The 14,968-nt window shown below is 62.2% G+C and carries 11 protein-coding genes; 9 read left to right on the top strand and 2 right to left on the bottom strand.

The window, feature by feature from the left end:
- Positions 1–234 precede the first annotated feature (234 nt).
- The 7 genes from AAFN84_RS06310 to AAFN84_RS06280 all read left to right on the top strand — a co-directional run bounded on the left by AAFN84_RS06310 (position 235) and on the right by AAFN84_RS06280 (position 7,786).
- On the top strand, positions 235–1,452 hold the full coding sequence (locus tag AAFN84_RS06310; protein ID WP_347513639.1) for a septal ring lytic transglycosylase RlpA family protein: 1,218 nt from the start codon (positions 235–237) through the stop codon (positions 1,450–1,452).
- A 102-nt stretch (positions 1,453–1,554) separates the two neighbouring features.
- The gene (locus tag AAFN84_RS06305; RefSeq protein WP_347513638.1) at positions 1,555–2,715 is read left to right on the top strand and encodes a D-alanyl-D-alanine carboxypeptidase family protein; all 1,161 of its coding nucleotides are present in this window, start codon (positions 1,555–1,557) and stop codon (positions 2,713–2,715) included.
- 108 nt (positions 2,716–2,823) lie between these two features.
- Positions 2,824–3,492 (top strand): dTMP kinase, encoded by a 669-nt coding sequence (tmk, locus tag AAFN84_RS06300; RefSeq protein ID WP_347513812.1) that lies wholly within the window; start codon positions 2,824–2,826, stop codon positions 3,490–3,492.
- The gene (locus tag AAFN84_RS06295; protein WP_347513637.1) at positions 3,489–4,559 is read left to right on the top strand and encodes a DNA polymerase III subunit delta'; all 1,071 of its coding nucleotides are present in this window, start codon (positions 3,489–3,491) and stop codon (positions 4,557–4,559) included. Before tmk ends, AAFN84_RS06295 begins: the two co-directional genes overlap by 4 nt.
- 64 nt (positions 4,560–4,623) lie before the next feature.
- The gene (gene metG, locus AAFN84_RS06290; RefSeq protein ID WP_347513636.1) at positions 4,624–6,174 is read left to right on the top strand and encodes a methionine--tRNA ligase; all 1,551 of its coding nucleotides are present in this window, start codon (positions 4,624–4,626) and stop codon (positions 6,172–6,174) included.
- Between the two features lie 9 nt (positions 6,175–6,183).
- Positions 6,184–6,975 carry a TatD family hydrolase gene (locus tag AAFN84_RS06285; RefSeq protein ID WP_347513635.1) on the top strand — a complete coding sequence of 264 codons (792 nt, stop codon included), beginning with the start codon at positions 6,184–6,186 and terminating at the stop codon, positions 6,973–6,975.
- The gene (locus tag AAFN84_RS06280; RefSeq protein WP_347513634.1) at positions 6,968–7,786 is read left to right on the top strand and encodes an MBL fold metallo-hydrolase; all 819 of its coding nucleotides are present in this window, start codon (positions 6,968–6,970) and stop codon (positions 7,784–7,786) included. Before AAFN84_RS06285 ends, AAFN84_RS06280 begins: the two co-directional genes overlap by 8 nt.
- Positions 7,787–7,953: 167 nt before the next feature.
- On the opposite strand, the gene metH is transcribed toward AAFN84_RS06280, so the two are convergent.
- Together metH and AAFN84_RS06270 are read right to left on the bottom strand one after the other, a co-directional pair.
- A complete protein-coding gene (gene metH / locus AAFN84_RS06275; RefSeq protein WP_347513633.1) occupies positions 7,954–11,748 on the bottom strand; it encodes a methionine synthase in 3,795 nt (1,264 codons plus the stop codon).
- A 61-nt stretch (positions 11,749–11,809) separates the two neighbouring features.
- Positions 11,810–12,706 (bottom strand): LysR substrate-binding domain-containing protein, encoded by an 897-nt coding sequence (locus tag AAFN84_RS06270; RefSeq protein WP_347513632.1) that lies wholly within the window; start codon positions 12,704–12,706, stop codon positions 11,810–11,812.
- Between the two features lie 123 nt (positions 12,707–12,829).
- On the opposite strand from AAFN84_RS06270, the gene AAFN84_RS06265 reads away from it, so the two are divergent.
- Both AAFN84_RS06265 and mazG read left to right on the top strand, forming a co-directional pair.
- Positions 12,830–14,056 (top strand): acyl-CoA dehydrogenase, encoded by a 1,227-nt coding sequence (locus AAFN84_RS06265; RefSeq protein WP_347513631.1) that lies wholly within the window; start codon positions 12,830–12,832, stop codon positions 14,054–14,056.
- 82 nt (positions 14,057–14,138) lie between these two features.
- Entirely contained in the window at positions 14,139–14,963 is an 825-nt protein-coding gene (mazG, locus tag AAFN84_RS06260; RefSeq protein ID WP_347513630.1) for a nucleoside triphosphate pyrophosphohydrolase, read from the top strand.
- Positions 14,964–14,968 lie beyond the last annotated feature (5 nt).

Raw genomic sequence — 14,968 nt, 5'->3', positions numbered from 1 at the left:
TTGTTCCCATCACGTAACGCCGATAGGGCCGATTGGTTCCGTCAAAGAGGCCAAATGTCCAAAGGCGGATGCGATGCCACAATCTTGCCCGCATGATGTCACAATTGATTAACAGGGTAATAAGGTATTGTAGCTCACTTAGGCTCTATCGTTCGTGCAATGCGGACAGGGGGTCGGGAACCGCTGATGGACAGATCTGTCACGGAATCCTGAAAGTTCGGGGACGATGTACGTATGACCGACGGTTTTATGCCTGCGCTGCGCGGCGCGACGACGGTTCTGCTGGCCGCTTCTGCACTGGCGTTGGCGGCTTGTTCATCGTCCGGCCAGAAATCGGCATCAGGCAAGCCGACCCGTTCAAAGGAATATTTCGCCGAATCGGAATATGGCGTGAAAGCCAGTCCCAGGGTCACGAACCAGAGGTCGAGACTGCCGCGGGGCGGCGGGCGCGACCAGATCGGCAGGCCGTACAAGGTCAAGGGGCAGTGGTATCACCCAAAGGAAGATCCCGATTACCGCAACTCGGGCATGGCCTCATGGTACGGCGATGCGTTTCACGGTCGTCTTACCGCCAACGGTGAAATCTACGACATGACGCATCTTACTGCGGCGCATCCGACGATGCCGCTGCCGAGCTATGCGAGGGTGACCAACAAATCCAATGGCTCCTCGGTGGTCGTGCGCGTCAACGATCGCGGCCCGTTCGCGCGTGGCCGCATCATCGACCTTTCACGCCGTGCGGCCGAACTTCTGGACTACACACATAACGGCTTGGCCAAGGTCGACGTCGAATATATCGGCCGCGCACCGCTGGATGGGCAGGACGACGCCTTCCTGATGGCCTCCTACAGGCCCGCGGGTCGCTCCATCGATCCGTCCGACGGCTTGCCCACCGGTGTCATGATCGCGCTGAATGGTCCGACACCAACCGCTTCCGTATCTGGTGCTTCTCCGGCTTTCCCAGGCCAGCAAAATCCCGCCGCGCAGACGGTGGTGGCGCTGGGTGAGTTTGATATCGTGCTGCCGGATTTCGGCCCCATTGCACCGGAGCGCCCGGGTGCCGGCATTGCGGCGCTCGCCGGCAAGTCGCTTTCCGGCGCACTCGCCTATGCCGACGACCGGGTCAAGCGTGCCGCGCAGGCGGTCAACGATTTTGCTGATGAAAGCGATGCAAAGCGGGCCTTGGTTGCCGCGCTCAATCGGCGCTACGCGGACGCACCTGCCAAGGTCGCATCGTCCGAGTATATTGCAGTCGGCACCTATTCCGACCAGCATGCGGCGGAAGCCATGGCCCGTGCATTGGATGGCGCGGGTCGCATTCTCATCGAGACCGACTATCATGGCGACGGCTACAGTCTGCGCATGATGCCGGACGGTTCGCTTCCCATCGACGACATGCTGCGTACAGCATGGGCTGCCGGCGCCAAGGATGCGTTGACGGTCCGCGAATAGTGCGAGCGAGCGGGCGAGGGGGCCGCGACGGCCTTTCCATCGGCCTTGAAACGCACTAGCTTGCCGCCGACATTGGGCAAACGCGCCGCGACAAGGATAATCATGGCATCGTCGGCACGCAAAGGTGGACTGTCGTTCCTGATTTCGTTGCTTTTTCTGGTCGTCGGCGCACAAGCGCAGGACTTCGAGACGAGGGCGAAACAGGCCTTCATGGTCGACGCCCAGACCGGGACGGTTCTGTATTCCAAGGACCCGGACGCGCCGTTCCCGCCGGCCTCGCTTGCCAAGTTGATGACCATGGAAGTCGTCTTCGATGCGATCAAGTCGGGGCGGCTGTCGCTCGACGAAGAGTTTTACGTTTCGGAGAACGCCTGGCGCACCGGCGGCGCGCCATCACGAACGTCCACAATGTTCGCGGAACTGGGTTCATCGATCCGTCTGGAAGACCTCATCCAGGGTGTTATCGTGCAATCGGCGAACGATGGCTGCATCATCATTGCCGAGGGCATGGCCGGTTCGGAGGAGAATTTCGCCCGGCTGATGACCGATCGGGCGCGCGCGATCGGGTTGCAGACATCCGTCTTCAAGAACTCGACAGGACTTCCGGCGGAGGGCCAGTTCGTCACCGCGCGAGAGCTCGTCAAACTGGCGCAGCACCTGTGGCGTGAGTACCCGGAATTCTATCGCTACTATTCTCAGACCGAATTTACCTGGAACGAGATTCTGCAGCGCAATCGCAATCCGCTGCTGGCGATGAACATCGGCGCTGATGGACTGAAGACGGGTTTCACCGAGGAATCCGGCTATGCGATCGTCGGCTCGGTAGACCGTGACGGACGGCGTGTCTTTCTGGCGCTCAGTGGCCTCGAAAGTGACAATGAAAGAGCCCAGGAGGCGCGCCGCATCCTCGATTGGGGTTTGCGTGCCTTCGACAGCAAGCAGATCTACGCCGCCGGCGAAATCGTCGGCGAAGCAAAGACCTATGGCGGTGATCGCGGCGGCGTGCCCTTGCGCGCGGATGGTCCGGTCTCGATACTTGTGCCCATGGTCAACCGAGACCGGCTGATTGCCCGGATCGTCTATGAAGGCCCCGTGATCGCGCCAGTGGAGGAGGGGGCTCCGATCGGCGCGCTGCGTGTCTGGATCGGCGACACAATGAGCCAGGAAACACCACTCTATGCTGCCGAAAGCGTGGGCGTGGGCAAGATCCACCAACGCGCCCTGGATGCGGTCGAGGAATTGCTGGTCGGCTGGCTGCGCTGAATCCGTCCTCGCGACAACGCACCGTGGATATCCTGCTCATGTTGGCCTATGTGATTGCCGATGCCTCGTGGGGAGGCAGGCAAGCAGATGAGCAGCGGAAAGATCGACGTGGCGCGCGGCATCTTCATTACATTCGAGGGCGGCGAAGGAGCTGGCAAGTCGAGCCAGATCCGAACCCTTGCCGCGACGTTGCGCGAGAACGGCCGGGATGTCCTCGTCACGCGGGAGCCCGGTGGCTCGCCAGGTGCCGAAGCCGTCAGGCATGTCCTGCTTTCGGGCGCCGCCGAGCCGTTCGGTCCGAGCATGGAAGCGCTTCTGTTTGCCGCCGCGCGGTCCGATCATGTCGAGCAGGTCATTCGCCCGGCCGTGAAACGCGGCAAGATCGTGCTGTGCGACCGCTTCATGGATTCGAGCCGCGTCTATCAAGGCGTGACGGGCAACCTCGATGCCGACTTCATGCGTTCGCTCGAGGAAGTCGCGATCAACGGCATGACGCCGGATCTGACGATCGTTCTGGACCTCGACCCGGAGGAAGGTCTTCGCCGCGCAACCGCGCGCCGCGGCGACGGCAGCGCCGACCGGTTCGAGAAGGAGACGATCGATATTCACCGCCGCCGCCGCGAGGCATTCCTCGACATCGCGCGGGCCGAACCTCAACGCTGCGTCGTGGTCGACGCAGCGCAGGCCCCGAAGAAGGTTGCGGCCCAGATAGCGCTGGCTGTCAGCGACCTGCTCCACCGCCGAAGGCTGAGCGTCGAGGAGGCCGGGGCGGCATGAGTTTCGTTCGCCTTGCCCCGGAGCAGTACGACACCATTCCAGAGATCGCCGAGCCGGCCGAAAATCCCCGGCTCGTCGGGCATGACGAAGCAATGGCACAGGTGGCCGATGCCTATCGGTCCGGCAAGCTGCACCACGCCATCCTGCTGGCTGGTCCGCCTGGAATCGGCAAGGCGACGTTCGCCTTTCATCTTGCCCATCATCTGCTTGCCAACCCCGTGGCAAGTGAAGCGCCCCCAAATTTCTCGCCACGCGATCCGGCATCGAGCCTGTTTCGACAGGTTGCGCAGGGCTCCCATGCCGGAGTGCTGCATCTGACGCGACCACTCAACGACAAGACCAAGGCTTTCAAATCAGTCGTGACGGTGGATGAGATCCGCCGCGTCAATCGCTTCCTGTCGATGACGTCGCATGACGGCAGCTATCGCGTCGTGATTGTCGATCCGGCCGACGACATGAATGTCAACGCGGCGAATGCGCTCTTGAAGACATTGGAAGAGCCGCCCGCCCGCACGCTCTTCGTTCTGATCAGCCATTCGCTGGGCAGCCTGCTTCCCACGATCCGCTCGCGCTGCCAGACAATCAAGCTCAAGCCGCTGGACGACACGTCGCTGCTGAATGTTCTCGAGGGCCTCGACGCGGGCCTGCCGCAGGACGGGAATGGGCGCGCGGCGCTGGTGGGCAGGGCAGGAGGCAGCGTTCGCGACGCACTCCTGCTGACGCAGTTCGGCGGGCTCGACATCGCCGATGCGATCGTTTCGGTGGTGGATGCGCCGCGCTTCAAGGTGAGTGCCGCGATGCGGGTCGCCGATGCTGTAGCGGGTCGAGACAACGCCATCCAGTTTTCGATCTTCAATCAGGCGGCCCTAGATATCGTTGCCGGCTGGGCGAGGCAGATGGCCGAAGCTGGGTTGCTCGACCAGGCTGCGCGCATGTCGCAGGTCTGGAACGACGCCGAGCGGACGATAGTCGAGACCGAGACCTACAATCTCGACAAGAAGCAGCATGTCGGCGGATTGCTGCGGCGAATGTGGCAGGCGTACCACGCGAGCGAACCAGCCCTGTAGCCATCGCATCGTCGATGCGCTATCTGACCGCCAGACCACAGACCCGTCGGAACTCCGAGCTCACATGTCACGCGACCGCTACTATATCACCACGGCTATCTCCTATCCGAACGGCAAGCCGCATATCGGCCATGCCTACGAGTTGATCGCGACGGACGCGCTGGCGCGTTTCCAGCGCCTCGACGGCAAGGATGTCTACTTCCTCACCGGCACCGATGAGCACGGCATCAAGATGGTGCAGACGGCAAAGAAGGAAGGCGTCTCGCCGCGCGAGCTGGCCGACCGCAATGCGGCCGAGTTCAAGCGCATGGCGGAGGCTCTCAACGCGTCCAACGAAGACTTCATCCGCACGACCGAGGAACGGCACCATGCGTCCTCGCAGGCGATCTGGAAGGCGATGGCGGCCAATGGCGACATCTACAAGGGTGGTTATGCCGGTTGGTATTCGGTCCGCGACGAGGCCTATTACGACGAGGAAGAGATAGAGGTTCGAGAGGACGGCGTCCGCTACGGGCCACAGGGCACGCCAGTGGAATGGGTGGAGGAAGAGAGCTATTTCTTCAAGCTGTCCGCCTATCAGGACCGTTTGCTCAAGCTTTATGAAGACCGTCCCGACTTCATCGGCCCCGTCGAGCGGCGTAACGAGATCGTCAGCTTCGTGAAGTCGGGCCTGCGCGACCTCTCCATGTCGCGTACCACGTTCGACTGGGGCATTCCCGTTCCCGGCGACGAAAAGCATGTCATGTATGTGTGGGTGGACGCGCTGACCAATTACATCACCGGCGTCGGTTATCCCGACGACAATGCCAAGCTGTGGAAGTACTGGCCGGCTGACCTGCACGTGATCGGCAAGGACATCACGCGCTTTCATACCGTCTACTGGCCTGCCTTCCTGATGTCTGCGGGTATTCCGCTACCGAAGCGTGTCTTCGGCCACGGCTTCGTGTTCAACCGCGGCGAGAAGATGTCGAAGTCGGTGGGCAACGTCATCGATCCTTTCGCGCTCGTCGAACACTATGGCCTCGACCAGGTGCGCTATTTCCTGTTGCGCGAAGTACCGTTCGGCCAGGACGGCAACTACAGCCACGATGCGATCGTCAACCGCACCAACGCGGATCTCGCCAACGATCTCGGCAATCTGGCGCAGCGCTCGCTGTCGATGATCGCCAAAAATTGCGGCGGCGTGGTGCCACAGCGCGGCGCGCTGCAGGAGGCGGATCGCGCCATCCTGTTCCAGGCAACCCAGGCGCTGGCGACCGCACGCGCGGCCATGAAGACGCAGGCGATCCATACGGCCCTCGGCGCCATCTTCGCTGTGGTCGCGGAAGCCAACCGATATTTTGCCGGGCAGGAGCCGTGGGCGCTGCGCAAGACGGACCCGTCGCGCATGGAGACCGTGCTTTGGACGACGATCGAGACCGTTCGGCGCGTGGCGATCATGTGCCAGCCTTTCATGCCGGAATCGTCTTCCAGGCTGCTCGACCTGCTTTCGGTGCCTGAACGCGCGCGCAGTTTCGCCCACGTTGCGGACGACAAGGCGTTGACGCCCGGCGACGCGCTGCCGGCGCCACAAGGGGTATTTCCGCGCTATGTCGAGCAGGAACCGGCGAGCTGAACGATCGTGATGCTCGTCGACAGCCACTGCCATCTTGATTTTCCGGATTTCGCCGAGGAGCGCGATGCCATCGTGTCGCGCGCCCTTGCCGCCGGCATCGGCCGCATGGTGACGATCTCGACGCGGGTCAGGCGATTTGCGGAAATCCGCGCCATCGCCGAGACGTATCCGCAGGTCTATTGCTCGGTCGGCACGCATCCGCACAATGCAGATGAAGAACTCGACGTGACCGTCGACGATCTGGTCGACGCCGCGCGCCATCCGAAGGTGGTGGCGATCGGCGAGGCCGGCCTCGACTATTTCTATGACAACGCACCACGCGATGCGCAGGCGCAGGGGCTGCGCACCCACATCGAGGCCGCGCGCCGAACCGGGCTGCCACTCGTCATCCATTCACGCGACGCCGACGACGACATGGCCGCTATCCTTGAGCAAGAAACAGGGAAGGGGGCCTTCCCTTTCGTACTGCATTGCTTCTCCTCGGGCCGCGAACTGGCCGAGCGCGGCGTAACGCTTGGCGGCTACGTCTCGTTTTCAGGCATCCTGACGTTCAAGCGTTCGCAGGATCTGCGTGACATCGCGCGCGACATTCCTCGTGACAGGCTGCTGGTCGAAACCGATGCGCCGTATCTGGCACCTCAGCCATATCGCGGCAAACGAAACGAACCGGCCTATGTGGCCGAAACGGCGAAGGTACTCGCCGATACGCTCGGTATCTCCACAGATGACGTCGCACGCCTGACGACCGACAACTTCTTCCGTCTGTTCTCCAAGATGCCTCGGCCGGGCGACGATGGCTGACCGCCTGCGTTTTACCATCACCGGGTGCGGGTCGTCGCCAGGCGTTCCGCGCATCACCGGTGACTGGGGCAATTGCGATCCATCAAATCCGAGGAACCGGCGCCGGCGCGCCGCCGCCGTCGTCGAACGGGTGTCAGCCGGCGGCGGGATAACGCGTGTCGCGATCGACACCGGCCCCGATTTCCGTGACCAGATGCTTGATGCAAACGTGACGCATCTCGATGCGGTGGTCTATACGCATGCCCATGCCGATCACATCCACGGCGTCGATGATCTGCGTGGCTATTTCCTCGTGCAGCGACATCGCATCGACGTCTATGGCGACAAGACGACGCTGGACAAGATCGAGGACAGTTTCGGCTATTGCTTCAAGACGCCGCCCGGAAGCTCGTATCCGCCGATCGTCGAACCGCATCATATCGCCCACGATTTGCCGTTCGAGATCAGCGGCGCAGGCGGCGCGATACCATTCACGCCGCTGACGCAGCTTCACGGCGACATCTTTTCTCTCGGCTTTCGTATCGGCAATCTTGCCTATTGTTCCGACGTCAGCGCGTTTCCGGACGAAACCGCCAGCCAGCTCCGGGACCTCGACGTCCTGATCATTGATGCTCTCCAGTACCGCGAGCATCCAAGCCATTTCTCGCTGGGACAGGCATTGGAGTGGATCGACCGACTTGCACCCAAGCTGGCCGTGCTGACCCACATGCACATCCCGCTCGACTACGACACCGTTCTCGCCGAGACGCCGGACCACGTCGTGCCGGCCCACGACGGCATGGTAATTGAGCTTCCTGTCACAGGGCACTGATTACATTATATGAAAGGCGATTGCCTTGTGCCCGAATTGTCCCGGTAGTTGATGCTCGTGGGTTCCATAATCCATCTTATGCGACTCAGGTGTGTGCCTGTCCGCATGCCCGCATAACTCCAACTGCGGAAGCCGGCCGGTTGCAATACCCGCCGACGCCGAGTGCCCTATTCTGCCGCCTGCGCATAGGAGGAAGGCGTGTAGTTGAGGATCGGACCGAGCCAGCGTTCGACCTCGTCCACATCCATCTTCTTGCGCGCCGCATAATCCTCGACCTGGTCGCGTTCTACTTTCGCGACACCGAAATAGTAGCTTTCGGGATGCGCGAGATAGAGTCCCGATACCGACGAGCCCGGCCACATCGCCATGCTTTCGGTCAGGCTCACGCCTGCCTGCCTCTCGGCGTCGAGCAACCGGAACAAGGTCAGCTTCTCGGTGTGATCCGGCTGCGCGGGATAGCCGGGCGCCGGACGGATGCCGCGGTACGGTTCCCCGATGAGATCTTCGGGACCCAGTTCCTCCTCCGGCGCATAGCCCCAGAACTCCTTGCGCACCTTCTCGTGCATGCGTTCGGCAAAGGCTTCCGCGAAGCGATCGGCCAGCGCCTTGACCATGATGGACGAATAGTCGTCATTGGCACGCTCGAAGCGCTCGGCGATTGCGACTTCTTCAATGCCGGCGGTCACGACGAAGCCGCCGACATAGTCCGGCTTGCCGATGCCGGCTGGCGCGACGAAATCGGAAAGCGCGACATTCGCCCTGCCATCACGTTTCGTCAGTTGCTGGCGCAGCGTGAAGAAGCTTCCCAATTCCTTCGCGCGCGCCTCGTCCGCGTACAAGCGGATATCGTCGCCGACCGCGTTCGCAGGCCAGAACCCGATGACGGCACGCGGCGCAAACCACCTCTCGTCGATGATCTTCTTGAGCATATCCTGAGCGTCTTCGAAGAGCTGGCGCGCTGCAGAACCCTGCTTCTCGTCCTCGAGGATTTTCGGATAGCGGCCCTTTAACTCCCAGGTCTGAAAGAACGGCGTCCAGTCGATGTAGCGGGCGAGCTCGGCAAGGTCCCAGCCTTCGAACGTCCTTGTGCCGAGGAATGATGGCGCCGGCGGGGTGTAGCCGTCCCAGTCGACGCGATGCGCGTTGGCACGCGCCTTTGCCAGCGGCAGACGCTGCTTGTCGGCCTCGGAACGATAGTGAGCGTCCGCGACCTTCTTGTATTCCGCCTGGATCGTCTGGACGTAGCCGGGCTTCTGTTGCGCAGAAAGAAGGCTGGAGACCACCCCGACCGCCCTGCTCGCGTCGGTAACGTACACCGCCTGCCCTCGATCGTAACGCGGATGAATTTTCACAGCCGTGTGGACGCGGCTGGTGGTGGCGCCGCCGATGAGCAGCGGGATGTCGAAGCCCTCGCGCTCCATCTCGGCGGCGACGTGAGCCATCTCGTCCAGAGACGGCGTGATCAGGCCAGACAGGCCAATAATGTCGACCTTCTCGGCCTTCGCCGTCTCGAGGATCCTTGCTGCCGGCACCATCACGCCGAGATCGATGATCTCGTAATTGTTGCAGGCAAGTACGACGCCGACAATGTTCTTGCCGATGTCGTGGACGTCGCCCTTGACCGTGGCCATCAGGATCTTGCCGGCGGTTTCACGCTCGCCACCGCCATTGGCGGCTTTCTCGGCCTCCATATAGGGCAAAAGCACCGCGACGGCCTGCTTCATGACTCGCGCCGACTTCACCACCTGCGGCAGGAACATCTTGCCAGCACCGAACAGGTCGCCAACGACGTTCATGCCGGCCATCAGCGGGCCCTCAATGACATGCAAAGGACGCTCGGCATTCTGTCGCGCTTCCTCGGTGTCTCCATCAATAAATTCGGTGATGCCGTTGACCAGAGCGTGTTCGAGCCGCTTCTCCACCGGCCACTCGCGCCATGCAAGGTCCCTCTCCCGCGCTTCCTTGCCTGCGGTGCCCTTGTAGCGTTCGGCCAGTTCCAGCATGCGCTCCGTCGCCGTTCCGCCAGCCTTGGGCGTTCGATTGAGGACCACGTCTTCGCACGCCTCCCGCAGCTCGGGATCGATCGACTCGTACACGGCAAGCTGGCCGGCGTTGACGATACCCATGTCCATGCCAGCCTGGATGGCATGATAGAGGAACACGGCATGCATCGCCTCGCGCACCGGCTCGTTGCCACGGAAGGAAAAGGACAGGTTCGACACGCCGCCCGAGACGTGGACATGCGGCAACGTGGAGGTGATCTCCCGGGCCGCCTCGATGAAGTCGACGCCGTAATTGTCATGCTCCTCGATACCGGTGGCGACGGCGAAAATGTTTGGGTCGAAGATGATGTCTTGCGGAGCGAACCCGGCCTGCTCGGTCAGAAGCTTGTAGGCGCGCGTGCAAATCTCGACCTTGCGGGCCTTCGTATCCGCCTGCCCGGCCTCGTCGAACGCCATGACGACGACCGCAGCGCCGTACATGCGGCAGAGCCTGGCATGATGCAGGAATGCCTCCTCGCCTTCCTTCATCGAGATCGAATTGACGATTGCCTTGCCCTGCACGCATTTCAGCCCGGCCTCGATCACCTCCCATTTGGAGGAGTCGATCATCACCGGCACCAGCGCGATGTCTGGCTCTGCCGCGATCAGGTTGAGATACTCAACCATCGCCCTGGTCGAATCGATCAGCCCCTCGTCCATGTTGATGTCGATGATCTGTGCGCCGTTGGCGACTTGGTCGCGGGCGACATCAAGTGCGGCCGCATAGTCGCCCGCCGTGATCAGCTTGCGGAATTTCGCCGAGCCGGTGACATTGGTACGCTCGCCAACATTGACGAACGGAATGTCGTCCGTGAGCGTGAACGGTTCCAGCCCCGACAGGCGCATCAGCGGCCTCACCTCAGGCAGCGCCCTTGGCCGGTGCCTTGCGACGGCCTGGGCAATGGCAGCAATGTGTTCGGGCGTGGACCCGCAGCACCCACCGACAACGTTGACCAAGCCCTCGCGTGCGAATTCCTCGACCTGGGCTGCCATGAACTCCGGGCTCTCGTCATATTTTCCGAAGGCGTTTGGCAGACCGGCATTGGGATATGCGCAGGTGAAGGTGTCGGCGACACTGGAAAGCTCGCCCAGATGCGGCCGCATGGCCGCTGCGCCGAGCGCGCAGTTCAGCCCGACGGTGAACGGCCGTGCATGACGGATCGAGTTCCAGAACGCGGTCGGCGTCTGGCCTGAAAGCGTGCGGCCCGACAGATCGGTGATGGTGCCGGAGATCATCACCGGCAGGCGCACGCCCTTCTCCAGAAAAATCTCTTCCGTGGAGAATATCGCCGCCTTGGCATTGAGCGTGTCGAAGATCGTCTCGATCAGGATGATGTCGACGCCGCCGTCGATCAGGCCGCGTAGCTGCTCGCCATAGGCGATGCGCAGATCGTCGAAAGTGACGGCGCGATAGCCCGGATTGTTCACATCCGGCGAGATCGACGCGGTGCGGTTCGTCGGTCCCAAAGCGCCGGCCACGAAACGGCGCTTACCGTCCTGCTGCTCTGCCCGGCGCACCGCCCGCTTCGCAAGCCGCGCGCCGTCGCGGTTGAGGTCGTAGACCATGTCCTCCATGCCATAATCGGCCTGGGCGATCGTCGTCGAGGAAAACGTGTTGGTCTCGACGATATCCGCGCCGGCCATCGCATAGGCGTAGTGGATGTCCTCGATCGCCTTGGGCTGTGTCAGGATCAGGAGGTCGTTGTTGCCCTGCTGGTGACAGGCGCAGCCACCGAAGCGGTCACCGCGGAAATGATCCTCGTCAAATCCGAGATCCTGGATCTGAGTGCCCATCGCCCCGTCGAGCACGAGAATGCGTTCACGAGCCGCAGCGGCGAGAGCGTCGAATATCTCCGAGCCATCGGGTTTCGCGGCAACCGGTCCGAGCAGTGCGTCCAGCGGTGACGATGATTGCGACATGATCCATCCTTCCAACGACAAGGAAGAAATCACATAAAGACATGTTTATGTCAACATCCGGTTATGTCTCGGAGCGGACAAGGCCGTCGAGCCATTGTCGAAACGCCGCGAAACCGACCACGTCCATGCTGCGCGATGGATAGATCAGCGAATAGGGTTCACTGACGATCAGTCGCCGGCTCGACGCGGGGACGAGGCGGGCTGCCGCCATCTCCGGTTCCACCAGGACCTCTGGTACGAGGGCGACGCCGAGGCCCGAGACCGCGGCGTTGATGACCATGTCGAAATGCTCGAAACGCGGACCGCGCAGGATGGAGCGGGGATCGTTGCCGACATCCCTGAACCAGTCGAGCCACAGCGTCGGACGCGTCGTCTGCTGCAACAAGGGCAGGCGACCGAGTTCAGCGTCGCTCAGTTCCCCCTTCCCCGCCAGCAGTTCCGGCGCCACAACCACCACGAGCCGCTCCTCCATCAGCGGAAGCAACTCGGCGTTGGACGGACGCAGGTCGCTGCGCTGGATCGCGGCGTCAAAGGGCTCGTTGTCGAAATCGATGGCATCGAGTCGCGAGACGATGTCGAAACTCACCTTCGGCATGAGGTCGCGGAACTGGCGCAGGCGCGGCACCAGCCAGCGCGAGGCGAAAGTCGGCAGCACCGCAAGCCGCAGGACCTCGCTGTGTCCGCCAAACGCCATAACGGCGACGGCGGCCTGGTTGAGATCGCCAAGTATGCGCTCGGCCTCCCTGCGGAACGCATGGCCGGCATCGGAAAGCACCAGCCTTTGCTTGACGCGATGAAACAGAAGGACGCCGAGCCTCTCCTCCAAAGTTCCAAGCGAGCGGCTGACCGCGCTTTGGGTCAAGTGCAATTCATCGGCGGCGCGCGTCGTCGAGCCGGTCCTGGCGCACGAAACGAACGCATGCAACTCGCTGATCGTGGGCATATAAGCATCACGCATGACCTGATTTCCGCCCTATGAGTAATGCTCATCACCATGACAGCAATGCTCGTTGGAAACCAGCCCCCGGCCATGCTATGCGGCGCGCACCAGACTGCGCCGTCGAACAAGATGGAGGATAAGATGTCCGCGCCCGAAACACGTACGCTCAAGCCCAAGGAACGTCCCGACCTTTCCAGCTTCAACTGGGAGGACCCGTTCCTGTTCGATGACCAGCTCTCCGAGGAAGAGCGGATGATCCGCGACTCGGCGGCCGAGTTCGCAAACCAGAGCCTGCGGCCGCGTGTCGAGAAGGCCTATCTCGACGAAGTGACCGATCCCGAGATTTTCCGCGAGATGGGTGCGCTCGGTCTGCTCGGCGTGACCATTCCGGAAGAATATGGCGGTATCGGTTCTTCGTATGTTTCGTACGGCCTCGTCGCCCGCGAAGTCGAGCGCGTCGATTCCGGCTATCGCTCGATGATGAGCGTGCAGTCGTCGCTCGTGATGTACCCGATTTACGCCTACGGGTCCGAGGAGCAGCGCAAGAAGTACCTGCCGAAACTCGCTTCCGGCGAATATATCGGCTGCTTCGGCCTGACCGAGCCGGATGCCGGTTCCGATCCCGGCGGCATGAAGACGCGAGCCGTGAAGACCGACGGCGGCTATCGCCTCAACGGCTCCAAGATGTGGATCTCCAACGCACCGATCGCCGACGTCTTCGTTGTCTGGGCCAAATCGGAAGCCCATGGCGGCAAGATCCGTGGCTTTGTGCTCGACAAGGGCATGAAGGGCCTGTCCGCGCCGAAGATCGGCGGCAAGCTCTCGCTGCGCGCCTCGATCACCGGCGAAATCGTCATGGAGAACGTCGAGGTTGGTGAGGAAGCCCTGCTGCCGCATGTCGAAGGCCTCAAGGGTCCCTTCGGCTGCCTCAACCGCGCCCGCTACGGCATTTCATGGGGTGTGATGGGCGCTGCGGAAGAGTGCTGGCACCGCGCGCGCCAGTATGGCCTCGACCGCAAGCAGTTCGGCAAGCCGCTCGCCGGCACCCAGCTTTTCCAGAAGAAGCTCGCCGACATGCAGACCGAGATCGCGCTCGGCCTCCAGGCGTCATTGCGCGTCGGCCGCCTGATGGACGAAGGTCGAGCTGCCCCGGAGATGGTTTCGATCATCAAGCGCAACAATTGCGGCAAGGCTCTCGACATCGCCCGCATGGCGCGCGACATGCACGGCGGCAACGGCATCCAGATCGAATATCAGATCATGCGCCACGCGGCGAACCTCGAGACGGTCAACACCTATGAGGGCACGCATGATGTGCATGCGCTGATCCTCGGCCGGGCGCAGACCGGCATCCAGGCGTTCTTCTGATCGACTGTTGGCGGGCCGTGGACATCGGCCCGCGCACGTTCTACCTCTCGGGGCGCGCGCATCCCTGCCCCGAGAGAGTTCCATGACACCTTCCAAAGACATTTCGCGCCTGATCGAGATCATGGCTGCTCTGCGCGATCCCGACACCGGCTGTCCGTGGGACATCGAGCAGGACTTCGCTTCCATCGCCCCCTACACCATCGAGGAAGCTTATGAGGTCGCCGACGCAATACAGCGCGGTGATCGCGACGATCTGCGTGACGAGCTCGGCGATCTCCTCCTTCAGGTGGTCTACCACGCCCGCATGGCGCAGGAGGACGGCGATTTCGACTTCGGCGACGTCGTCGAGGCGGTGACGAAAAAGATGATCCGCCGGCACCCGCATGTTTTCGGTGACGACGCGGCGCGCAGTGCCGGCATGGCCAAGGGCATGTGGGAGAGGATCAAGGCGGAGGAAAAAGCCGAGAAGCGTGCAGCGAGGCTCGCAAGGGGCGTTGAGCCGGAAGATCATGGCAGCGGCTATCTCGATGGCATCCCACTCGTGCATCCCGCGCTGACACGGGCGCTAAAAATTCAGGAAAAAGCGGCGCGTGTCGGATTCGACTGGAAGGAAGCCAAGCCGATTCTCGACAAGATCGAGGAGGAGATCGCCGAACTGCGCGAGGCGATGGAAGAAGGCGATGCCGACCATGTCTCCGAAGAATTTGGCGACGTGCTGTTCGCGTTCGTCAATTTCGGCCGGCACCTTAAGATCGACGCCGAAGACGCTCTGCGGCGCACCAATGACAAGTTTCGGTCGCGCTTCCACTATGTGGAGGCACAGCTCGCAGAAAAGGGGAGCTCACTCGAAGAGGCGTCTCTCGACCAGATGGAAGTGCTGTGGCAGGAGGCCAAGACCGCGAAGTAGCCGGT

Origin of the sequence: Mesorhizobium sp. CAU 1741, from assembly GCF_039839275.1 — a bacterium.
In the GTDB taxonomy this organism is placed as follows: Bacteria; Pseudomonadota; Alphaproteobacteria; order Rhizobiales; family Rhizobiaceae; genus Aerobium.
The sequence above is the reverse complement of the archived record's forward strand: the minus strand, read 5'-3'. Positions and strand labels throughout refer to the sequence as shown.